This window comes from Bacillus sp. EAC, from assembly GCF_002156875.1.
In the GTDB taxonomy this organism is placed as follows: Bacteria; Bacillota; Bacilli; order Bacillales; family Bacillaceae_G; genus Gottfriedia.
The window spans coordinates 1-20,610 of the sequence record NZ_NCSY01000016.1 but is presented as its reverse complement, the minus strand read 5'-3'; the positions used below and the strand labels follow the sequence as shown (position 1 = coordinate 20,610).

Below are 20,610 nucleotides of genomic sequence, written 5' to 3'. Positions count from 1 at the left end.
GACACACCGCTGGTGTACCAGTTGTTCTGCCAAGAGCATGGCTGGGTAGCTATGTGTGGAAGGGATAAGTGCTGAAAGCATCTAAGCATGAAGCCCCCCTCAAGATGAGATTTCCCATAGCGTTAAGCTAGTAAGACCCCTGAGAGATGATCAGGTTGATAGGTCAGAGGTGGAAGCGTGGTGACACGTGGAGCTGACTGATACTAATCGGTCGAGGACTTAACTAACAAGTTTGATAATGACATTATCTAGTTTTGAAGGTATAAAATAGCGTAAAAATGCTAAAAAAATCTTCAAAAATATTGACTTTGGTAAATATTTTGTTATAATTATCAATGTCTTAAGTTAATTGAATCAAGTGATGATAGCGAAGAGGTCACACCCGTTCCCATACCGAACACGGCAGTTAAGCTCTTCAGCGTCAATGGTAGTTGGGGGTTTCCCCCTGTGAGAGTAGAACGTCGCTTGGTTCATTACCATTCCGCAGTAGCTCAGTGGTAGAGCACTCGGCTGTTAACCGAGTGGTCGTAGGTTCGAACCCTACCTGCGGAGCCATTTTTTTTGATGCTTCCATAGCTCAGCAGGCAGAGTACTTCCATGGTAAGGAAGAGGTCACCGGTTCGAGCCCGGTTGGAAGCTTGGAAAACAATACTTATACGGCCCGTTGGTCAAGCGGTTAAGACACCGCCCTTTCACGGCGGTAACACGGGTTCGAATCCCGTACGGGTCACCATTTATATTACGGAGGATTAGCTCAGCTGGGAGAGCACCTGCCTTACAAGCAGGGGGTCGGCGGTTCGAGCCCGTCATCCTCCACCATCCTTAATTTAATAAATCCGGAGGGGTAGCGAAGTGGCTAAACGCGGCGGACTGTAAATCCGCTCCCTGTGGGTTCGGCGGTTCGAATCCGTCCCCCTCCACCATTTATTATTGGGCTATAGCCAAGCGGTAAGGCAACGGATTTTGATTCCGTCATGCCCTGGTTCGAATCCAGGTAGCCCAGCCATTTTTTAAAATCGTAATTTATTACGAGCCATTAGCTCAGTAGGTAGAGCATCTGACTTTTAATCAGAGGGTCGAAGGTTCGAATCCTTCATGGCTCACTTTTTTTTTTTATGCGGAAGTAGTTCAGTGGTAGAATACAACCTTGCCAAGGTTGGGGTCGCGGGTTCGAGCCCCGTCTTCCGCTCCATTTCTGTATAATTATATAAAGGGGCCTTAGCTCAGCTGGGAGAGCGCCTGCCTTGCACGCAGGAGGTCAGCGGTTCGATCCCGCTAGGCTCCACCAATATACATAAAGTTAAACCTTAGTCAATCGACTAAGGTTTTTTTTTATTTTATTTCATATTATAGTGTAGTTAATAATGCATATGTATACAAAAAAATGTCGAGTTGACCCGTTTGTTTCAAAAGATTTAAACTATTAGTATAATTAATAACTTTAAGAGTCAAAAATTGATTCTTTATAAAAGTAATTTAAGTAAGCGTTTTCTTGTTAGAATTAATACACGGGAGGAATATATATGTTAAAAGAAATTTCAATAATTGGGGTACCATTAGATTTAGGGCAAACAAGACGTGGAGTAGATATGGGACCAAGTGCAATCAGATACGCACAATTACATGAACGAATTGAAGGTTTATCATATAATGTTGAAGATCTAGGTGATATTTTAGTTGAACGCACTCTTTTTAAAGAAGATAACACAGAACATAACTTAAAAAACCTGAAATCAGTAAAAGATACGTGTGAAAAGCTTGCTAATGAAGTAGATGAAGTTATTAAAAGAAATAGAATGCCTTTAGTGCTAGGTGGAGACCACAGTATAGCAATTGGTACATTAGCCGGAGTTTCGAAGCATTATAATAATTTAGGTTTAATTTGGTTTGATGCACATGGTGATCTAAACACTGCTGAAACTTCACCATCAGGAAATATTCATGGCATGTCGTTGGCAGTTTCTCTTGGATATGGACATGAGTTACTAACAAAAATTGGAGACTATCTTCCAAAAGTAAAACCAGAAAATGTAATCATCATTGGTGCTAGAGATCTTGATGAAGGTGAACGAGTTTTTATTAAGGAGCTAGGTATTAAAGTATACACAATGCATGAAATCGATAAATTAGGGATGACTAGAGTAATGGAAGAAAGTATCGATCATTTAAAAGGTTGTGACGGAGTACATTTATCGTTAGATCTAGATGGATTAGATCCGATTCATGTACCTGGTGTGGGTACACCAGTTCCTGGTGGAATTACTTACAGAGAAGGTCATTTAGCAATGGAAATGTTATCTGATGCGGACATCATTACATCAATTGAATTCGTAGAAGTTAATCCTATTCTGGATGAAAGAAATAAAACTGCTATAGTAGCAGTCGCATTAATAGGTTCACTGCTTGGAGAAAAGTTACTTTAATTATTAATCTTTGTAAACTAACATAGTGTTGTTTTTGGCCAGACAGAGGATCTATGACACCCCTGCTGAAGAGGAGGCTATTAATTTCACTATCCCAAAAGTGATGTTTGGTCATTTATCAGATTCATAATCTAAAATGTAAATAAATAGCTTCAGTATAAAAGTCAGCATAAATTGCTGACTTTTTATTTTAACAAGGATTACACTAATCAGTTTAAATTGTTAACTTAGTTAATAATTCTCAAATTTTGTGTATTGTAAAAGTATGGTATAATACTCAAGATAATGGTTTTAATATAAAGAATTAGGAGGATAAAAGGTGCCTTCTTTACATATAAATTTTTTACAATACTTGCAAAATAGTTTGGATATATTATTAGTTTGGTTTGTTATTTATCGACTAATTATAATTATACAAGGTACAAAGGCCGTTCAATTATTGAAGGGTGTAACAATAATTATTGTTGTAAAGGTTTTAAGTAGTTTATTTGGCTTACATACTTTGCAATTTTTAATGGATCAAGCATTAACTTGGGGATTTTTGGCCGTTATAATTATCTTCCAGCCAGAATTAAGAAGAGCATTAGAGCAGCTTGGTCGAGGACGCTTTTTCTCTAGAACAACTACAAATGGTTTAAATGAAAGAAATGATATCGTTGAAAGTATAGCGAAAGCTACTGAATATATGGCAAAACGAAGAATCGGTGCGCTAATTTCGTTCGAAAGACAAACTGGTATGGGAGACTATATAGAGTCGGGAATACCTTTAAATGCCAATCTATCTTCTGAGCTGCTAATTAATATCTTTATCCCTAATACTCCATTACATGACGGAGCAGTTATTATTCAAGGAGAAAAGATAACGGCAGCTGCCTGCTATTTACCGTTATCAGAAAGTGCTTTTATTTCGAAAGAATTAGGCACGAGACATCGAGCGGCGGTAGGTATTAGTGAAGTAACAGATAGCATTACAATTGTGGTTTCTGAGGAAACAGGAGCTGTATCAGTAGCTAGAAACGGAAATTTATATAGAGAACTATCAAAAGATGAGCTTGTGAATTTATTAAATACGGAATTAAAATCACCAGAAGAGTCCACTACATCTAAATGGAATTGGAAGGTAAAACGTAATGGATAATTTTATGGATAATCGATGGATTTTAAGAGGAATCGCATTATTAGTTACATTACTGCTTTTTATGTCTGTTAATTTAGTTCCACAATCGAGCAGTTCAGGATTAGGTGACATCCCTTTTGTAAACAATAAAGAGTTAATTCGTGATGTACATGTAACACCGGTTTATGACCAGCAAAATTTAATTGTAGATGGTATACCGAAAAAGGTGTCGGTACAATTGGACGGACCGAATAGTATTGTTAAAACTGCTGAAATGAAAAGAGATTTTGAGGTTTATATAGATTTAACTTCGTACGCTTTAGGTACATATGAAGTGCCTTTAAAGATTCGAAATTTATCAGACAAGATTAAAGCAACAATTAAACCACGAACTGTAACAGTAACAATTAAAGAGAAAATAGAAAAAGAAATACCTGTTAAAGCTGTTTATAAAAATGAAAAAGAAATAAAATATGGCTATAAAGCTGAGGAAGCTATTATTAAGCCAAATTTAATTAAAATAGTAGGATCCGAAGATGAAGTAAGGCAAGTTTCCTATGCAAGTGTAGATATTGATGTGGCTGATGCCAATCAGACATTTAGCCAAGTTTTACCAGTCAAATTATACGACAAGCGTGGTAACCGAATTTTATTAAATACAAATCCTAGTAAAGTTGAAGTCACGGTTCCAATTGTTTCGGAAAGTGCTACTTTTCCCATTGAACTAATTGAAACAGGCAGTTTACAGGATGGATTAAAATTAAAAAGTCTTGTAAGTAAAGTTGATCATGTGACAGTCTATGCGTCTCAGGATTGGTTAAACAATTTTAGTGGTCCGATTGAAGTGCCTGTTGATTTATCAACCTTTGATAAAAGTGGTACATACGAAATTAATGTTCCAACGCCAGATGGTGCATTTAAAGTTGATCCAAGTACGGTAGAAGTAGTAGTTGATTTTTCTCAAGAGAAGGAAATGAAATTTAGTAATATTCCAATTACATTTTCTGGAGAAAATGATAATTATTCATATAAAATCACTAAGCCGGCCACAGGAAAAGTTACAGTGACAGCAAGAGGATTTGCCGAGGATTTAGATTTAATAAACCCTAGTGAAATTAGTGTCACAGCAAAAGTAAGTGGACTAGAACCAGGAACCCAACATGTTACATTATCGATTAGTGCACCAAAAGGTGTTATATATAAATTAGATTACGATACAGTAACGGTTGAAATAACAGATAAAAAGACCTCTCAAACTGATCAAGGTTCAGAAATAGTAGGTCAATCATCGAATTAGAAGGAGAGTAATTATGGGTAAATATTTTGGTACAGATGGTGTACGAGGGGTTGCAAATATTGAGTTAACTCCTGAATTAGCATATAAAATCGGTCGTTGTGGTGGATATGTTTTAACAAAAAATAATGTGAAGCCTAAAATTTTAGTAGGACGAGATACTCGAGTTTCAGGTCATATGTTAGAAGGTGCATTAGTTGCTGGTTTATTATCAATTGGTGCTGAAGTTATGCGTTTAGGTGTTATTTCAACTCCTGGTGTAGCTTATTTAACTAAAGCGCTAGGTGCACAAGCTGGTGTTATGATTTCAGCTTCACATAATCCAGTGGCTGATAACGGAATCAAATTCTTTGGTCCAGACGGATTTAAATTATTAGATGAGCAAGAAGCGGAAATTGAAGAACTAATGGATGCGGAAGTAGATAAGTTACCACGACCAAGTGGAAGTGATTTATGCCAAGTAAATGATTACTTTGAGGGTGGACAAAAGTACTTACAGTTCCTTAAAAATACAATAGATGAAGATTTCTCAGGATTATTAGTAGCACTTGATTGCGCTCATGGAGCAACATCTTCATTAGCACCATACTTATTTGCTGATCTTGAAGCCGATATTGTTACAATGGGAACAAGCCCAAATGGATTTAATATCAATGATGGGGTAGGTTCAACTCATCCTGAAGCACTTGCAGCTCTAGTGAAAGAAAAGGGTGCAGATGTAGGTTTATCATTTGATGGTGATGGGGACCGCCTAATTGCTATTGATGAAAATGGTGATATTGTTGATGGTGACCAAATCATGTATATTTGTGCAAAATATTTAAATGAAAAAGGTCGTTTAAAACAGAATACAATTGTTTCGACTGTTATGAGTAACTTAGGATTTTATAAAGCAGTTGAATCTCAAAATATGAAGAGTGCTGTTACAGGCGTTGGCGATCGTTATGTGATGGAAGAAATGAGAAAAAGCGGATATAACCTTGGCGGAGAACAATCAGGTCATATTATATTCTTAGATCATATAACAACTGGTGATGGCATGTTAAGTGCGATTCAATTGGTGAGCATCTTAAAGGAAACTGGAAAATCACTTTCTCAATTAGCGGGTGAAATGAAAAAGTATCCTCAATTACTGATTAATGTACGTGTAACTGATAAGAATGAAGCTCTAAATAATGAGCGAATTAAAGCTACAATCGCTGAAGTAGAAGCTGAAATGAATGGAAATGGTCGTATTTTAGTGCGTCCATCGGGTACAGAACCACTTATTCGTGTAATGGCTGAAGCACCTACATCGGAAGAATGCAAAACATTTGTTGAACGCATTGTTGATGTTGTAAAAGAAGAAGTAGGCGTATAATAAAATAAATTAAAATTAATATGCATAGTTGAGCACTTTTGTGTCATTCTATGCATATTTTTGTTATATAAGCGGCTATACAATTCTTGGTCAAAATATTTTTATTGACCAAGATTATTGAATTATAGTATAGTTGGTTTATTGTTTTCCTAACGGGAAAGGAGTATTGTAACAATAAAAGTTTTAAAAAAGCGCCAGAACTACACGGACGAGAAAGTGTAGTTGACGAGGTGGAGTTTTATCGAAGTTTCGGCGGATGACTCCCGGTTGATGTATCACAACCGAAATTATTTACGTAAAACATATAGGTGACTATATGCACAAAGGTAAATAATATGATACACCGTTTAATAAATATAAAAATGAACTCGCTAATGAGCGGAATATGAAAGGTAGGTGGATATTGCTTGTAAGTCCTCTACCATTATTAAACATGACGAGGGAATCGAAAATTAAATAATTTAAACGGTTAGGGAAACAGCGTTCCATTCCTATACATTTATGTATGTCTTGTTTGAGGACTTACAAAGCAATTGATATTATGTGTGGAATCGTTGGATATATTGGAAATGATAATGCGAAAGAAATTTTGTTAAAAGGTTTAGAGAAATTAGAGTATCGTGGTTACGATTCTGCTGGGATTTCTCTTTTAACAGACAATGGTGTAGAAGTTTTTAAAGAAAAAGGTAGAATTGCTGTATTACGTGAATCAATCCCTTCTAATGCAGACGGGCAAGTTGGAATTGGTCATACTAGATGGGCAACACACGGTGCTCCAAGTAAACGTAATGCGCATCCTCACCAAAGTTCAACGGAACGTTTTACACTTGTTCATAATGGTGTTATCGAAAACGATGTACAATTAAAAGACGATTATTTAAGCGATTATAATTTTACAAGTGATACTGATACAGAAGTAATTGTACAGTTAGTAGAACTTCATATTAAAAAGGGATTAAGTGTGCTTGATGCATTCAAAGAAACACTTAAGCTTCTTAAAGGTTCGTATGCAATCGCATTATTAGATAAACAAAATGAAGATGTTATTTATGTAGCTAAAAACAAAAGCCCATTACTTGTAGGTGTTGGTGATGAATTTAACGTTATTGCATCTGATGCAATGGCAATGCTACAAATTACTGATAAATTTATTGAATTAATGGATAAAGAAGTTATCGTATTAACAAAAGATGAAGTTACATTAATGGACTTAAACGGTAACATTATTGAACGTGCTCCATATACTGCTGAAATTGATGCTAGCGACATTGAAAAAGGAACATATCCTCATTTCATGTTAAAAGAAACAGATGAGCAACCATTAGTAATACGTAACATTATCCAAAGATACCAAAATGAAAATGGCGAGCTTGAAATCGATCATGAAATTAGAGCTGCTTTAACAGAAGCTGACAGACTTTATATCATTGCATGTGGAACTAGTTACCATGCTGGTCTTGTTGGTAAACAATTTATTGAAAAAATGGCTGGTGTTCCAGTTGAAGTTCACGTTGCAAGTGAATTCTCATACAACATGCCGTTATTATCTGAAAAACCACTATTTATCTATATTACACAAAGTGGTGAAACAGCGGATAGCAGAGCAGTATTAGTACAAACAAATAAATTAGGTCATAAAGCAATTACTATTACAAACGTTCCAGGATCTACATTATCTCGTGAAGCTGACTTCACACTTCCATTACATGCAGGTCCAGAAATTGCAGTAGCTTCAACAAAAGCTTATACAGCTCAATTAGCAGTATTAGCTATCGTTGCAAATGACTTAGCAAAAGCTAAAGGGAAAGTTGTTAACTTTAACTTAGTAAAAGAGTTAGGTATTATTGCAAATGCAATGGAAACTATCTGTAACCAAAAAGAAGAATTAGAGACAATTGCTTCTGAATATTTAGCAACTACTCGAAATGCATTCTTCATTGGACGTAACGTTGATTACTTCGTATGTCTAGAAGGTGCTTTAAAATTAAAAGAAATCTCTTACATCCAAGCAGAAGGGTTTGCTGGTGGAGAATTAAAACATGGAACCATTGCTTTAATTGAAGAAGGTACTCCTGTTATTGCATTAGCAACTCAAGAGTCTGTTAACTTGAACATCCGCGGAAATGTTAAAGAGGTTGTTGCTCGTGGGGCTAATCCTTGTATCATTTCAATGGAAGGTTTAGAAATGGAAGGCGATCGCTTTATCTTACCTAAGGTACAAGAAGAACTATCACCAATCGTTTCTGTATTACCACTTCAATTAATCTCTTATTATGCAGCATTACACCGTGGTTGTGATGTAGATAAACCACGTAATCTTGCTAAGTCAGTTACTGTTGAATAATAAAAAAAGAAAAGATTACTGTAAGTGTGAATTTAAATATAATTTGTCATAGTTTTAAATTAAGATTGTCACAATTTTAATTATAAAATGTCACAAAATGACTAGGTGTACAGCACAAATAAAGTTGATTTGCAGACAAAAAGTTGATTTGTAAAAAAATGACTGGGAGTTGGAAGAAGATGATCAATTTTCAAAATGAAAATATTCCAACGAAAGAAGATTTTCATGTAAGTGAAATAGATGAGCGTGTGGTAATAAGAAAACCAAATAAATAAAGTATATAAAAAAACAGCTTGTTGGATCCAAAATCCTAGCAAGCTGTTTTTTATATAATACAAAAATAAATGTAAAATACTAAAATGCCTAAGCAATATGGATTTTTGTTTGCAAAAGATACATTTCTGAATAGAAATTGGATAATAAAGTTACAATTAATGTAAGATTGTGAAATATTACACTTAAACTAAATGGCCGTATAGTTGAACAAGGAATTACTAAAAAAAACATAGAATATAAGAAAAAGTAATAGGTGATTGGAAATGGGGTACCAGGAAATCGATTGTGATTGACGATGACATAGCAAAGCAGCTTGATCAGTTTGCCAAGCAAAAACGGGTGAATAAATCGGATTTACTGGAAGTCGCCTTGTTGGATTTGTTTGAACGGTATCAATAAAAAAGGGTGAAGCTACTGCTCCACCTTTTTTGTGATATAAGAAATTATTTGATCGAGTCAACTAAACCGGAAGTTACTTATATCGATCGCAACGAACAGCATATCGCGAACTGGTTCCATATTGGGTCCGCGTAAATAAGCGCGGCGTTTTGTAGGATAACGAAAGCCTTCAACCTCGATGTAGTCGTCGATATATTGCGCCGCCGGAAAGCTGCCTGCGACATCAACATGATAGTCGTGTCTGCGCAGCTGTAAATCAGCGTCAAAATAGAAGTCCTGCTCCTTACTGTGACTAGCAATGTTATTGGGAAACCTTACACGCAATCCTCGCCAAATCTCATTGCCTTCTTTCCAGGATGGGATTTCGCTGACCTCAAACCCCGGCATCATCATGAAAAAAGGTGTAGTCAGGTATGTCCACATTGCGTATCCATTGAAATAGGCTCGATGAAGTGGATTCCATGGTGTGTTCATCGTATGATTTGCAAACGAGGTCCTAGGATCGTCCTGCTCGGAAATGACTTCCCCGGACAAGGTTTCAATCGCAATACGATCGGGGCTGAAGGAAGTCCGCCAATCCGGTTGACCGAAGGGAGTGAGAGATGCGACTTCAGAGTGAAGCGCGACTGTCATCTCACGAGGATTAGAGTCTTGAACGAGCCCTTTCAATGCCCATAACGCACCTCCGGTGACGATCGTGGCAGTTAATGAATTATATTTTTTCCAACGGTTTAACCCGCCATGCGCTTCTATTACTTGTACCAAAAATTCGTTCATATGTTCCTCCTTGTTACGGATTGAGTTTATTATAACCTGAAGCGGCTAATCGGCTACTTCAACGTTGATAAAGCAATGATTGTATCTTAAGAACGACCCGAAATCTAGCTTCCCCTTCGATCATTCTAGATATACTTCCCTAAAGACTTGTATAAGAAGTTTCCACAACATTCTTTCTAAACTATTGAATGTTCTTGAATCCTTCTTCCTACGAATTTCATATTATCATTACGAGAACGAACAGTAAAGAATTATTCTTTACCATTCGTTCTCATTTTTTATAAACTATATAATTTTAAAATTTCAAAAGTCTTACATCCAGAAATAAGTTGGTCGCCTGAAATTATTCAGTATGGAAAAACTGATGAAACTTGTTTGGAAATTTCTTATGATGGAAATATTCTATCTGATATACATTGCAGAATTGATGTTAGAAATATAAATATAGTAACTCTAAATGAAATTGTTAATTTTATTGTTTCTAATAATGCAAAAATTTTCATAGGAAATCTTTTTTATGAGCCACATTGGAGAATTTAATTTCAATTGTAAAACAATCGAACGCATCTAAATTTTGCGAGAATCCATTTAAATTTTTAAATGGATTAATAGATTAACTAATTTTGCCTTATTGAACTAACTGGCGCGTTAGTTACACAACGATGGACTGCTTCGGCAGTTTTTTTGTGCTAACTGGAAGACAAGTTAAACTAGTGAAAAGGAAAAACTCTATAATAAATTGAATAGATATTAATAATTCAATGATTTAAGGAGTGTATTGTGTGCCAAAAATACTATGTGATTGTGGAGAAATTCTGAGGTACGGAGATATACCATGTAAAATAGAATATAATTTTATATCAGATGAAGAATACGATAATTATCAAGGGCAAATAGATGCCGAGGAACTTTATTTGAATATGAAAAGCTTTTTAAAATGTCCTAAATGTAATATGTTATGGGTTTATTGGAACGGATTTGGTAGTGTCCCAGCAGGATATAAGCTAACAGAATAATGACCTTTTGTAGAAGAGTTTTATGCAACAAACTGGCGCGTTAGTTAAACAACGATGGGCTACTTCGGTAGTTCATTTTTTATTGAGCTAACTGACAAATTAGTTAAAGAAGGACTTTAAAAAAATGGTGAAGAATATACCTTTATAAAAGTAGAGGGGGATACGAATGGTATTAGAAAGAGATAAGATTGATAATATTTTATTTGTAATTACATGTGTCGCAGGTGCGTTAATATTTTTCTTTACAAAATCATTGGTTTACTGCCTCATTCCATTGGCGATCTATGCGACAATTTTTTATTCCAGAAGAAAAAGAAGACAAAAAAATCATACAGACGAAGTATAAATTTATCTCCTTTTTCTATGGTTAAAGTATACATATCTAGTTTAATCATTCAGAGACGACAGTCTTGTTCAACTAACTGGCGCGTTAGTTGCAGATCATGAATGGCTGTTTTGCAGCCTTTTTATTGTGCAATTTAGCAGTTTAGATGAACAAGAAATGAAAGACTATATGTTATATTAATTAAGTAAACATCCATCTGGGGGAGAAATTTTGGCTAAGAAATATAGATACTTAACGATTGGAATAATAATAGTTTCACTACCAGTTCTAATTTGGATTTCATACCATATTTATATGATATTTTTCGCACCTCCTACTTTAAGCTATATTCCAAAAGGTAAATTAATCGCACAAAGTAAGTCACCAAATCAAGATTATACTTTAAAAGCGTACGTAGCGAGTGGGGGAGCTACAACAGACTTTGCTATTAGGGGAGAATTAATCTTTAACAAGAAAGATATTAAACCTAAAAACATTTACTGGAATTATCATGAAGAGAAGGCAAATATAAAATGGATAAAGAATGACACCGTGATAATAAATGGTCATAAATTAATTGTTCCAAATCAAACTTACGATTTTCGTAAAGAGTAAAACACTATTCAACTAACTGGCGCATTAGTTGAACAAGACTTAGAAGTTGATTAAACAATCAGCTTCTTTTTATTAACCTGGTATATTGTGAAAGAAGGTGTTCCACCCCCAACTGAAGAATTATAGTCAAATGACTTTTTGATGCAATCTTTAGTGAACGACTAGGTTGAGGAGGATGGCTGTTGCCAATTATAAAATTATCCATGTTTATTAAAGCACCTATTCAAGTGTGTTTTGATTTGTCGCGCAGCATTGATATTCATATGGAATCGACCTCACAAACAAATGAAAGAGCAGTCAAAGGACGTACGAGTGGGTTGATTGAACTAGGAGAAAGCGTGACCTGGGAGGCTACACATTTCGGTATTCGCCAACATTTAACATCAATTATTACCGAGTTTGATCCACCTAATAGATTCGTGGACGAGATGGTTAGTGGTGCTTTTAAAAGGTTTAGGCATGAACATATATTTGAATTACAAGACGATGGGACGTTGATAACGGATAAATTTGATTATACCTCACCTTTTGGACCAATTGGCAGATTAGCAGACGTGATGTTTTTACGATCATATATGGAACGTTTACTTTTGCGAAGAAACGAATATATAAAATGCAATGCCGAAAAATGAAAAATGATACCGAATATAGGTTCATGGAGGATAAAAATGGCTATTATTTTTAGTTTTATTGGCATATATTTAATGCCAATACTTTGTGTTGCATTAATTTTTTGTAGTGTAGAATTAGCAATAAAAATAAAAAAAGGTGTTGAAGATACATTAAATCTTACTATTGTCGTAGCGGTGTTATTTACCCTAATTGTTTATACGCCAATTTATTTATTTATAATTACCAATCTATGAGCTTATTCAAGTAACTGGCGCGTTAGTTCTATATCATTAGCATATAGGAAAACTTAGAAAGGTTGGATTCCCATGTTAATAAGAGAAGCGAGACTAACTGATTCCAAAGAGATAGCAAGATTATCATTGCAACATGGTTATGAAGTATCAGAAACGGAAGTTTTGAAACGAATGGAGAAGTTACTATTAAATGATGATAATGCAATTTATGTAATAGAGGTAAATAGCAATGAAATTTCTAGTTGGATTCATATACACGGAAGACATTTAATCGGCGTAAATCCATTCGCAGAAATTGGTGGTTTAGTAGTTGATCAAAGTCATCGTCGAAAAGGCAACGGTGAGAAGTTAATGCGTAAATGTGAAGATTGGGCAAGGAAAAAAGGTTATCAAGAGATGCGAGTAAGATCTGGTGGCCAGAGAAAAGAAGCACATGAATTTTACAAAAATATCGGTTATAAGAATTCTAAGTGGCAAGAAGTATTTACTTTAAGTCTCAAAGAGTAGTTCTTATTCAACTAACTGGCGCGTTAGTTCAAGATCACGAGCTGCTAATAAGCAGCTTTTTTTATTTGGGTAACGGGCATGATGGTTAAAAAGGAATCAGTAAATTGGTATAGAATTAATCTAATAAATAGAATTGCATTTTATTGGAGGTTTTATAATGGAAATACCAAATGAATTAGATGGAGCCAATGTAATTCTATACACAGATAATTCTCTACAAAATCAATTTGGATATGTGGATACGATTAACGAAAACAATGTTAATATTGGTGTGACACAAATTGCAGCAATTGCTATATGTAAGTATATTGACGGGGTGGGCTATTACCTTTTCTCATGTAATTGTAATTGGGAAGTAATTGGAGATACTTTTCATGATACATTAGAAGAGGCAAAGGAACATGCAGATGTATCCTTTTTTGTAAAAGAAGATGACTGGAATATTAGATAGGAAATATTCAACTAACGAGAGCTTTAGTTGAATAACTATTATTAAATGGAGTTGATTGAAAGTGAATAATAAACCACCTCTACTGATCGATGTGCTTCCTGTTTTAGCAAAAGATATTAAATTATATTTTCTAAATAAATCACTTAACCATTTATCTGAACAGGTAGATCAACTTCGAATTAAAGAACTATGTGATTGCGATGATCCTGATTGTGGTTCGTTTTATTTAACTTCATTTGAAGATGTTGAAAACGATGTTGAGGGCTACAATTTTGAAAATAAAGGCTCAATAGAAGTTACAAAAGGAAAGATTGGTTTTATTGAAATCTTTCCAAGTAGTTTTGGATATGAAATCCGTTCGAAAATTTATAAGTTCTTATCCAACTAACTGGCGCGATAGTTCCATAAGCGATTCGTCTATTCGGCCATTACAAGCACGAGGAATCTTACCTAAATAAAAGGGGACACTACCAGAAAATAAGGTAGGTGTTCAGATGTTTAAAAAAATAGGAATTGTTTTATGCATGATATTTATGTTTACAACTAATGTTAATGCTGAAGGAACTAAAAAAGAGGGAATTTTAGAAGATGCTGTTACTGTACTATTAACTCCTCAAATATATTCTGCTGTAAAAGATTATTATGGTCATTCAAATGGTATTGGATTTATGTGTTTAAAAGTATCGAATATCAAAAAAGAACAACCAGGTTCATATCATTTTGATGTTGAAGTTGAAGGAGTAACTTTTAAAGACGCTCATACTCCTCTAGACATCTTTAATATGAAAATTAAATACAACGATAAGACACAGGGTAAATGGGTTTTAGAGAAGTATAAAGCTAGAAAATATAATTCAAGCTATATATGTAGAGAACCGGCATAATAGTTTATCAATTGAACTAACGCATGTGTAAGATGAACAACGATAGACTGCTTCGGTGGTCTATTTTTTATTGGACTAATTGGCAGTTTAGTTCTAAAAGAAAAGGAGTATTTGGAATTAAATGGAATAAAATAAATGTAATAATATGATTTGGTGAAAGATCATGACAAGGTTAGATTATACTTTTTTGAGATTATGTTTATTGGGAATAATTTCATAGTTACTATGGTAGATTTTACGAAAGGGGGAATTAGTACGTGATATGGATAGCTTTAGGTACTATTGGTTTTGTAGTAATAGTAGCTGTTTTCAACGCACTAGTATTCGGTAAATCTCCAACACAAGAACTTTCTGACGAGCAAGTACAGGAGTTAGAACGTGTAAGAAATAGCTCATTTACATCAAATGGGGATGGCTCGTAATAATATACTTTATATGTGTGGGAAAAATCTAGGAGAAAAAGGGCTAATGAAATAGCCCTTTTCTTTTGCAACTAACTGGCGCGTTAGTTACATAAGGATTCCCAAGAAAAGGTTCTTCTCCAGAAGTCCTTTTTATAGTGGAAAAGAGTATTTATGTATTCTAACAGGACACCTTATAGTAAAAGGTGGTGTCTGAATGAGAAAACGATTGTTCATTGTTCTTATAAGTTTTTTCACAGCTTTTTCATCGTCTCATAGGAATGTTCATGCAGTTGAACGTGTGGTCCTAAATAGTAATAAGACTGATAGATGGTATGAAAATGTCTATTTGATGGGGGATAAAATCGATTGGATGACGTTTCGAAATTTTACTGTTCAGATTGGAGACAAAGGTGAATTATTATATCATTTTCCGAAATGGGAAAGTGGAAAATATGATACTCATCTTTTCAGAGATGATTTAGACGGTAATAAATTCTCGGATGTCATCATTGTATTAGATAATTTTGAAGATCCAATTCATGTCCTGCAGCACGAAGTGGACCCATATCAAGTTTATAAAGAGGTACGTGTTGAACCAGTGAATGACGCAGTCAAGCGACTTGTAAAGATGGAGAAAAAAGGGGACATAGTAACCATTACGACGAAACAAAAAAAGTTTATAATCAACCTCAAAGCGTTTCATTATACTACAGTAAAACCTTCTTCTACTGAAGTGTTTATAGGTATCGATCAGGTCAATTATTCTGTGTTGAAACATAAAATCATTGCAGATGCTCCTATTTTAATCGGCATTAGTGGTTTAATTGGCCATTTGAAACTAACTTACGATTGGAATGGCAATGGATATGATGTGAAATCAGTGCGTTTTAAACGATATGTTCCACATCAATAGGATTAATGGAAGAGATTAATAATATCGATTTATATAACCTTTATTGAACTAACTGGCGCGTTAATTCAACAAGAGTATATTAAAAAGTCGATTTTCGAAGACGGAAATCGACTTTTTTGATTCTTAATAACAAATGTAGTCAAATCCTTTTCGGAGTACTGTATTCTCAAGCAAAAAGGTATAATCTGTAATCCGAAGAATATATAAAGGTAAACCTTGAAAAGGAGTGATTCTTATTTCGTTGAAGGTAGCATTTCGATACTTCTTATATTCGGTTGGTTTCTTTATTACAATTTTCATGGTATTACAACTCCAACGATTGCTTAAACAACATACAGCTGAAACTTATAATTTCATCCCAATGATAATTTATGCCCCTTTGTTATACATCATCATTGGGATACTCCTCGGATTACCAACAATACTTAAAGAGAACAGTAAAAGTGGAAGATGGGCTTTCAAATTAGAAAAATTGGTATTTGTGGGTGTACCAGCACTATATATTGCATTGTATCCTTTGATTTATGCCAAAGCACGTATCTTGATGTTACCAAACTATATAAGCACTGTGCTTTTGTCTAGTGAAATATATCTCGTTGCTGCTCTAATTTTTGGATATATACTCATAACTGTTTTAGAAAAGAAATCTATAGAACATTCAGAGGTTCAAACGAATGTGTAGTGTAATATAGCTTATGTAACTAACGAATGAGTTAGTTGAACAAGATCACGAGTCGCTAATGCGGCTTTTTTTAATGGACTAAATGGCAGTTTAGTGGAATAAGATAAAGGGTTTATAAACCTTTAATTGAATATAATTACTAACATATTATTGAAAATTAGAGATTATTTAAACTGAATTTGACCGATTAGGAGAACAAGTGATTATGTATAAAATTTTTCTAATTATTATGAAGCTTACTTTAATTTTATCTTTAATTGGATGTAGTAAGGATTCTAATTACACAAGTAGCGAGATTGATAAAACAACTATATCTGAATATTGGGTGGGCCCAAAAGATACTGGTGTTGCTTCAAGTGATGTTGAACATTGCGGAAAGAGTGCATCTGCAAAAAAGATGGTTTTTCCAGGTTTTATAACAGTCAGTTTTTCAGAGGAACAAAACATCTACCATTCAACTGAACAAGTAATAAAATTCGATACAGAACATATGATTGATTCGAAATACAGGTTAGGAAATCTTTCACTTTGGAAAAGTAAAGAGTCAAATAAAGAAATATATGTAGGGAAAATTGAGGATGATAAGCATCCAAAAGAAGTTTTAGTTTATCAACAAGGTGGTTGTAACTGAAATAAATTAGTCTGACTATAGTAGCAAAACCTTAAGTGATTTAAATTATTTATATGATGTTTTAGAAATTCATATGGTTTAAAGATTAGTTAAAATATTAAAATCTCTTATTGAACTAACTGGCGCGATAGTTGTATATGAAGGACTGCTAAGCAGTCCTTTTATTATGCTTAAATGTGGTTTAGAGGAATAATGAAAAAGTTTACAGAATATACCAATGACATCAGTTGAATAAAATTTAAAAAAGTCTATTGACATTAGATAAAAAGGGGGATTATTGTGGGGAATCAAATGAAGTTCTTTTTATTAGGTATATTAATTGTTTTAATAAGCACACCTTTAGGGTACATAACAGTAAACATGTTCTACTATAATAACAAACAAAGTAGCGATTTTATTCATTTGTTAAACGGCTTTATTCATTCATATATGCTAATTGGTGCGTTAATATTTAGTATCGGATTGCTTCTTACGTTAAGAAATAAGTAATTAATGTTTAGATATCTTATAGAACTAACTGGCGCGTTAGTAAAATATCATCGAGTTGCTAAGGCAGCTCTTTTTTCTTACTCAAGTAACGTAAGTTGAAGAAGGACTATATAGCAATATTAAAGAATACAATACCTTACCTACAAAAATAATATTGATTATTGATTTCGGAAACGTAGTTGAGTGAAATGGAAGGAGCTGAATTGATGATAAGTTCTATCTCTAAACCAAAAATTCCAAAAGAATATACATACATTTTAAAGACTAGTCAATTAGAGGAAATATTGATGCAAAATAAATATACAATTCACGTTGATTTAGTATATTGGATACCAGCAGAAATTGGAAGTATATTAGAAGTCCATTATTGGTTGCCAACTTCAAACCTTCCATACAGTCGTTTATATATTAGAGCAGGAGCATTACGAACTAAAGATGTTAAAGAAGCGAGGGAAGAAATGATAACCTCTGTATTTCCAGAATTTATTAAATGGTTGGATTTTCATATGAAATTACCCGATAACGCTCCTCAATTTTTTAAAACTCCATACTTTAGTGCGATTTATGAAAATAATAATATAAAGTTTTTAACTGATTCTTATTGAACTAACTGGCGCGTTAGTTGCATAACAAATAGAGGATGATCAATAATGTTCATCCTCTATTTCGCTAAATGGCAGGATATTTGAATAAAATATTTAATATATTCAATAGTTGTTACTTCAAAATTGTTTCTGATTAGGAGGGGGAAAATGAAAAAAAGATTACGAAAAAAAATGTCCAAAGAATGGGAATGGTTTGCAGTAAAAGTATTATACGAATGTAAAATATCTGGAAACCCTTCTCCAGAAAAAATTGATGAAAATTACTTAAATATTGATCATAAGACATTTGAGGAAACCATTTTACTTGTTAAGGCACCTTCTAATGATCAGGCTTATGAAATTGGTGAAATAGAAGCAATAAAAAATGAAGTTGTTTACTTAAATCAATATGATGAAAAAGTAGAATGGAAATTTGTAGAGTTAATAGATTGCTTTAATTTATTAGATGAAAAACTTAAAACAGGTACTGAATTGTATTCACGATATTTAGTAGTTCCAAAAGAAATACCGAATGAAAAAGTTATATCACATTATTATCCAGAAACGGTCCATGATGAAGAAGTCGATTACAACCTAAGTAATAAGGATTAACTTAAAGCCAAATTCTTATTAAAATATTAGATATTTGTTACTTTTCTTATTGAACTAACTGGCGCGTTAGTTGAACAACCATTGACTGCTTAGGCAGTTTTTTTTATGTGCTAACTGACAGGTTAGTTGAACAAGAAAAGGACTTATTGGGATTAAATGGAATATTATTTAAGTAGTTAATTTGATATTAATGGGGGGATAGGGTGTCTAAAAGAAAGAAGTCTCTTTTGATGAGTTTAATTGCAATTATTCTAATTGCTAGTACCATTGCATATTATAAGATCCCATTAAAAGCTAATACAGTTTTTCCTACTGGAGAAATTACAATAATTGACTTCGGTTATTATAAAAATGGTAATTATGCTAATTTGGATGTCTATGAAGTGGAATTTAAAAATTCAAAAGAAATTCATCAAATAGTAAATATATTTAATTCTACTCGATATACGAGGATTCCAGGAAATAAAAACATTAGAAATGATGGGAAATTTTTATCAATGTATATACGGATAAAAGACGAAGACTTTAATGGTTACATTTTAGATATAAACGACCAGGGGTATTTTAAAATCGATAAAAACACCTATAAGTTAACTGATAAACATTCACAAATATTTAATGAACTATATAAAATCCTAGTTGCAAACCATAAAGCAGTAAATGAATAACATGCAACTAACGAGCGATTTAGTTGAACAATATGATCGACTGTATAGTCGATTTTTTTACTGTGTTAAATGGCAGGTTAGATAAATAACAAAAAGGAATATTAAAGGCATAATTTGTCATTGATATCATTAGGGGTGAGGAAATTGACCAAGAAAAACAATTTTATACAGAACCTAATATTTCTACTTTGTATCATAGTAATTATTGGTACAATATATTATTTTCGCCCATTAAGTGCAAATAACGTATTTCCTGAATTGGAAAATGCAGAAAAGATAGCTTTCATTGTGCGGTTTGATGAAAAGAAAGATTCTGAGTTTAAAAAAATTGAAATTAAAGGAAAAGAAGTGGATTATTTCATAAATTTGTTAGAGATGACCAAGTATCAAAGAGTTTTTGGTGAGACGAATATTCAAAGTCAAACAAACGCGTTTGATATTGTAATAGTTCATAATTCGAGCAATTATTCAATTGTTATTAATAATAAAGGATATGTGGTCGTAGATGAAATGAATAGTAAGAAAAAATATAAAATTTTAAGTTCCAAAAACGACACTTTGATAAAGTTAATTGATGAGATGCTATATGGCAAATAGCGATTATAGAAATCTTATTCAACTAACTGGCGCGTTAGTTGAAAACATTTTCACTTTAAAAGTATTTATGTAATCTATAGGTGAATAGTTTATAAAGTAGTATCAATAGATTATAAATTGTTAAGGGGAGGAAATTTAGTTGGCACCGTTTATTATCCTAATCTTTTCATTTTCTATTTTTCGTATAACCGGTGTATTAGGTATAGATTATTTTGACGGGTGGGAATCTTCTTTGCGAGTTGCTGTTGCTCTGATGTTTTTATTTACGGCTTCTGCTCACTGGGGAAAGAGACGTCCCGATCTTATTAAAATGGTACCCTCGAGGGTACCAAACGCTGGACTTATGGTGACGATTACTGGGATACTTGAGGTTATA

26 protein-coding genes, 9 tRNA genes, 2 rRNA genes and 1 pseudogene are annotated in these 20,610 nt (G+C 33.7%); 36 read left to right on the top strand and 2 right to left on the bottom strand.

The features are described 5' to 3' along the window. The 17 genes from B7R65_RS20155 to B7R65_RS22040 all read left to right on the top strand — a co-directional run. Positions 1–227: ribosomal RNA gene (locus B7R65_RS20155) — 23S ribosomal RNA — on the top strand; the annotation flags it as partial. Between the two features lie 127 nt (positions 228–354). Continuing rightward, positions 355–470, top strand: a 5S ribosomal RNA gene (rrf, locus tag B7R65_RS20150). A 10-nt stretch (positions 471–480) separates the two neighbouring features. Further along, positions 481–555: transfer RNA gene (locus B7R65_RS20145), tRNA-Asn, on the top strand. An 11-nt stretch (positions 556–566) separates the two neighbouring features. Further along, positions 567–639: transfer RNA gene (locus B7R65_RS20140), tRNA-Thr, on the top strand. 19 nt (positions 640–658) lie between these two features. Next, positions 659–733, top strand: a tRNA-Glu gene (locus tag B7R65_RS20135). A gap of 10 nt (positions 734–743) precedes the next feature. After that, positions 744–819: transfer RNA gene (locus B7R65_RS20130), tRNA-Val, on the top strand. 19 nt (positions 820–838) lie between these two features. Then, positions 839–923 (top strand) — tRNA-Tyr (locus B7R65_RS20125). Between the two features lie 8 nt (positions 924–931). Further along, positions 932–1,006 (top strand) — tRNA-Gln (locus B7R65_RS20120). A 24-nt stretch (positions 1,007–1,030) separates the two neighbouring features. Continuing rightward, positions 1,031–1,103: transfer RNA gene (locus tag B7R65_RS20115), tRNA-Lys, on the top strand. A 14-nt stretch (positions 1,104–1,117) separates the two neighbouring features. Then, positions 1,118–1,192: transfer RNA gene (locus tag B7R65_RS20110), tRNA-Gly, on the top strand. Between the two features lie 20 nt (positions 1,193–1,212). Continuing rightward, positions 1,213–1,288: transfer RNA gene (locus B7R65_RS20105), tRNA-Ala, on the top strand. A 235-nt stretch (positions 1,289–1,523) separates the two neighbouring features. Then, complete coding sequence (rocF, locus tag B7R65_RS20100; RefSeq protein ID WP_088044612.1) at positions 1,524–2,423, top strand: arginase; 900 nt, start codon at positions 1,524–1,526, stop codon at positions 2,421–2,423. Between the two features lie 319 nt (positions 2,424–2,742). Further along, positions 2,743–3,561 carry a diadenylate cyclase CdaA gene (gene cdaA / locus B7R65_RS20095; protein WP_088044611.1) on the top strand — a complete coding sequence of 273 codons (819 nt, stop codon included), beginning with the start codon at positions 2,743–2,745 and terminating at the stop codon, positions 3,559–3,561. A 4-nt stretch (positions 3,562–3,565) separates the two neighbouring features. Beyond that, positions 3,566–4,837 carry a CdaR family protein gene (locus B7R65_RS20090; protein ID WP_218780457.1) on the top strand — a complete coding sequence of 424 codons (1,272 nt, stop codon included), beginning with the start codon at positions 3,566–3,568 and terminating at the stop codon, positions 4,835–4,837. A 13-nt stretch (positions 4,838–4,850) separates the two neighbouring features. Continuing rightward, positions 4,851–6,194 carry a phosphoglucosamine mutase gene (gene glmM, locus B7R65_RS20085; RefSeq protein ID WP_088044609.1) on the top strand — a complete coding sequence of 448 codons (1,344 nt, stop codon included), beginning with the start codon at positions 4,851–4,853 and terminating at the stop codon, positions 6,192–6,194. A 541-nt stretch (positions 6,195–6,735) separates the two neighbouring features. Continuing rightward, positions 6,736–8,538, top strand: a complete 1,803-nt coding sequence (glmS, locus tag B7R65_RS20080; RefSeq protein ID WP_088044608.1) for a glutamine--fructose-6-phosphate transaminase (isomerizing) — start codon at positions 6,736–6,738, stop codon at positions 8,536–8,538. Positions 8,539–9,099: 561 nt separating this feature from the next. Beyond that, positions 9,100–9,213 (top strand): ribbon-helix-helix domain-containing protein, encoded by a 114-nt coding sequence (locus B7R65_RS22040; RefSeq protein ID WP_165347282.1) that lies wholly within the window; start codon positions 9,100–9,102, stop codon positions 9,211–9,213. A gap of 57 nt (positions 9,214–9,270) precedes the next feature. Here B7R65_RS22040 and B7R65_RS20070 read toward each other — a convergent pair whose 3' ends face one another. Then, positions 9,271–9,990: a hypothetical protein gene (locus tag B7R65_RS20070; protein WP_088044606.1), complete on the bottom strand. Its 720-nt coding sequence runs from the start codon at positions 9,988–9,990 to the stop codon at positions 9,271–9,273. A gap of 782 nt (positions 9,991–10,772) precedes the next feature. Between B7R65_RS20070 and B7R65_RS20065 the strand changes: the two genes are divergently transcribed. The 11 genes from B7R65_RS20065 to B7R65_RS20020 all read left to right on the top strand — a co-directional run bounded on the left by B7R65_RS20065 (position 10,773) and on the right by B7R65_RS20020 (position 15,971). Further along, a complete protein-coding gene (locus B7R65_RS20065) occupies positions 10,773–11,006 on the top strand; it encodes a hypothetical protein (RefSeq protein WP_088044605.1) in 234 nt (77 codons plus the stop codon). 166 nt (positions 11,007–11,172) lie between these two features. Beyond that, complete coding sequence (locus B7R65_RS20060) at positions 11,173–11,352, top strand: hypothetical protein (RefSeq protein ID WP_088044604.1); 180 nt, start codon at positions 11,173–11,175, stop codon at positions 11,350–11,352. Positions 11,353–11,562: 210 nt separating this feature from the next. After that, a complete protein-coding gene (locus B7R65_RS20055; RefSeq protein ID WP_218780456.1) occupies positions 11,563–11,946 on the top strand; it encodes a DUF5412 family protein in 384 nt (127 codons plus the stop codon). A gap of 263 nt (positions 11,947–12,209) precedes the next feature. Then, entirely contained in the window at positions 12,210–12,578 is a 369-nt protein-coding gene (locus B7R65_RS20050; RefSeq protein WP_373419602.1) for an SRPBCC family protein, read from the top strand. A 36-nt stretch (positions 12,579–12,614) separates the two neighbouring features. After that, on the top strand, positions 12,615–12,812 hold the full coding sequence (locus B7R65_RS20045) for a hypothetical protein (RefSeq protein ID WP_088044602.1): 198 nt from the start codon (positions 12,615–12,617) through the stop codon (positions 12,810–12,812). A gap of 72 nt (positions 12,813–12,884) precedes the next feature. Next, complete coding sequence (locus tag B7R65_RS20040) at positions 12,885–13,319, top strand: GNAT family N-acetyltransferase (RefSeq protein WP_088044601.1); 435 nt, start codon at positions 12,885–12,887, stop codon at positions 13,317–13,319. A gap of 157 nt (positions 13,320–13,476) precedes the next feature. After that, positions 13,477–13,770: a hypothetical protein gene (locus tag B7R65_RS20035; RefSeq protein WP_088044600.1), complete on the top strand. Its 294-nt coding sequence runs from the start codon at positions 13,477–13,479 to the stop codon at positions 13,768–13,770. Between the two features lie 61 nt (positions 13,771–13,831). Beyond that, positions 13,832–14,158 (top strand): hypothetical protein, encoded by a 327-nt coding sequence (locus tag B7R65_RS20030; RefSeq protein ID WP_088044599.1) that lies wholly within the window; start codon positions 13,832–13,834, stop codon positions 14,156–14,158. A 145-nt stretch (positions 14,159–14,303) separates the two neighbouring features. Then, a complete protein-coding gene (locus B7R65_RS20025) occupies positions 14,304–14,654 on the top strand; it encodes a DUF3888 domain-containing protein (protein WP_218780455.1) in 351 nt (116 codons plus the stop codon). A gap of 257 nt (positions 14,655–14,911) precedes the next feature. Beyond that, on the top strand, positions 14,912–15,076 hold the full coding sequence (locus tag B7R65_RS21445; RefSeq protein ID WP_179194938.1) for a hypothetical protein: 165 nt from the start codon (positions 14,912–14,914) through the stop codon (positions 15,074–15,076). Between the two features lie 196 nt (positions 15,077–15,272). Then, complete coding sequence (locus B7R65_RS20020) at positions 15,273–15,971, top strand: hypothetical protein (RefSeq protein ID WP_088044597.1); 699 nt, start codon at positions 15,273–15,275, stop codon at positions 15,969–15,971. Positions 15,972–16,094: 123 nt separating this feature from the next. Here B7R65_RS20020 and B7R65_RS21575 read toward each other — a convergent pair whose 3' ends face one another. Continuing rightward, positions 16,095–16,271, bottom strand: a complete 177-nt coding sequence (locus B7R65_RS21575) for a hypothetical protein (RefSeq protein WP_218780454.1) — start codon at positions 16,269–16,271, stop codon at positions 16,095–16,097. Here B7R65_RS21575 and B7R65_RS20015 point away from each other — a divergent pair. From B7R65_RS20015 to B7R65_RS21570, 8 genes and pseudogenes are all read left to right on the top strand, one after another. Next, complete coding sequence (locus B7R65_RS20015; protein ID WP_218780453.1) at positions 16,270–16,653, top strand: hypothetical protein; 384 nt, start codon at positions 16,270–16,272, stop codon at positions 16,651–16,653. The genes B7R65_RS21575 and B7R65_RS20015 overlap by 2 nt on opposite strands. 205 nt (positions 16,654–16,858) lie before the next feature. Further along, positions 16,859–17,284 carry a hypothetical protein gene (locus tag B7R65_RS20010; protein ID WP_088044595.1) on the top strand — a complete coding sequence of 142 codons (426 nt, stop codon included), beginning with the start codon at positions 16,859–16,861 and terminating at the stop codon, positions 17,282–17,284. A gap of 279 nt (positions 17,285–17,563) precedes the next feature. Continuing rightward, positions 17,564–17,773 (top strand): glycosyl transferase, encoded by a 210-nt coding sequence (locus B7R65_RS20005; RefSeq protein WP_088044594.1) that lies wholly within the window; start codon positions 17,564–17,566, stop codon positions 17,771–17,773. Between the two features lie 206 nt (positions 17,774–17,979). Then, positions 17,980–18,378 carry a hypothetical protein gene (locus B7R65_RS20000; protein ID WP_088044593.1) on the top strand — a complete coding sequence of 133 codons (399 nt, stop codon included), beginning with the start codon at positions 17,980–17,982 and terminating at the stop codon, positions 18,376–18,378. A gap of 147 nt (positions 18,379–18,525) precedes the next feature. Next, complete coding sequence (locus B7R65_RS19995; protein WP_088044592.1) at positions 18,526–18,969, top strand: DUF4288 domain-containing protein; 444 nt, start codon at positions 18,526–18,528, stop codon at positions 18,967–18,969. Between the two features lie 230 nt (positions 18,970–19,199). After that, complete coding sequence (locus B7R65_RS19990; protein ID WP_218780452.1) at positions 19,200–19,637, top strand: hypothetical protein; 438 nt, start codon at positions 19,200–19,202, stop codon at positions 19,635–19,637. A gap of 144 nt (positions 19,638–19,781) precedes the next feature. Continuing rightward, complete coding sequence (locus B7R65_RS19985; RefSeq protein ID WP_088044590.1) at positions 19,782–20,234, top strand: hypothetical protein; 453 nt, start codon at positions 19,782–19,784, stop codon at positions 20,232–20,234. Between the two features lie 139 nt (positions 20,235–20,373). Beyond that, positions 20,374–20,610, top strand: a pseudogene (locus B7R65_RS21570) (DoxX family protein); the annotation flags it as partial.

Bases quoted from the DNA above. Each gene is read 5' to 3' on its own strand.
- B7R65_RS21575 (WP_218780454.1), bottom strand. From the start codon at position 16,271: ATGAAAATTGTAATAAAGAAACCAACCGAATATAAGAAGTATCGAAAT.
- B7R65_RS20025 (WP_218780455.1), top strand. From the start codon at position 14,304: ATGTTTACAACTAATGTTAATGCTGAAGGAACTAAAAAAGAGGGAATT.
- B7R65_RS20020 (WP_088044597.1), top strand. From the start codon at position 15,273: ATGAGAAAACGATTGTTCATTGTTCTTATAAGTTTTTTCACAGCTTTT.
- glmS (WP_088044608.1), top strand. From the start codon at position 6,736: ATGTGTGGAATCGTTGGATATATTGGAAATGATAATGCGAAAGAAATT.
- B7R65_RS20035 (WP_088044600.1), top strand. From the start codon at position 13,477: ATGGAAATACCAAATGAATTAGATGGAGCCAATGTAATTCTATACACA.
- B7R65_RS20060 (WP_088044604.1), top strand. From the start codon at position 11,173: ATGGTATTAGAAAGAGATAAGATTGATAATATTTTATTTGTAATTACA.
- B7R65_RS20050 (WP_373419602.1), top strand. From the start codon at position 12,210: ATGGAATCGACCTCACAAACAAATGAAAGAGCAGTCAAAGGACGTACG.
- B7R65_RS19990 (WP_218780452.1), top strand. From the start codon at position 19,200: ATGAGTTTAATTGCAATTATTCTAATTGCTAGTACCATTGCATATTAT.
- B7R65_RS19995 (WP_088044592.1), top strand. From the start codon at position 18,526: ATGAAAAAAAGATTACGAAAAAAAATGTCCAAAGAATGGGAATGGTTT.
- B7R65_RS20000 (WP_088044593.1), top strand. From the start codon at position 17,980: ATGATAAGTTCTATCTCTAAACCAAAAATTCCAAAAGAATATACATAC.
- B7R65_RS20045 (WP_088044602.1), top strand. From the start codon at position 12,615: ATGGCTATTATTTTTAGTTTTATTGGCATATATTTAATGCCAATACTT.
- B7R65_RS20090 (WP_218780457.1), top strand. From the start codon at position 3,566: ATGGATAATCGATGGATTTTAAGAGGAATCGCATTATTAGTTACATTA.
- B7R65_RS20070 (WP_088044606.1), bottom strand. From the start codon at position 9,990: ATGAACGAATTTTTGGTACAAGTAATAGAAGCGCATGGCGGGTTAAAC.
- B7R65_RS20010 (WP_088044595.1), top strand. From the start codon at position 16,859: ATGTATAAAATTTTTCTAATTATTATGAAGCTTACTTTAATTTTATCT.
- rocF (WP_088044612.1), top strand. From the start codon at position 1,524: ATGTTAAAAGAAATTTCAATAATTGGGGTACCATTAGATTTAGGGCAA.
- B7R65_RS20015 (WP_218780453.1), top strand. From the start codon at position 16,270: ATGGTATTACAACTCCAACGATTGCTTAAACAACATACAGCTGAAACT.
- glmM (WP_088044609.1), top strand. From the start codon at position 4,851: ATGGGTAAATATTTTGGTACAGATGGTGTACGAGGGGTTGCAAATATT.
- B7R65_RS20040 (WP_088044601.1), top strand. From the start codon at position 12,885: ATGTTAATAAGAGAAGCGAGACTAACTGATTCCAAAGAGATAGCAAGA.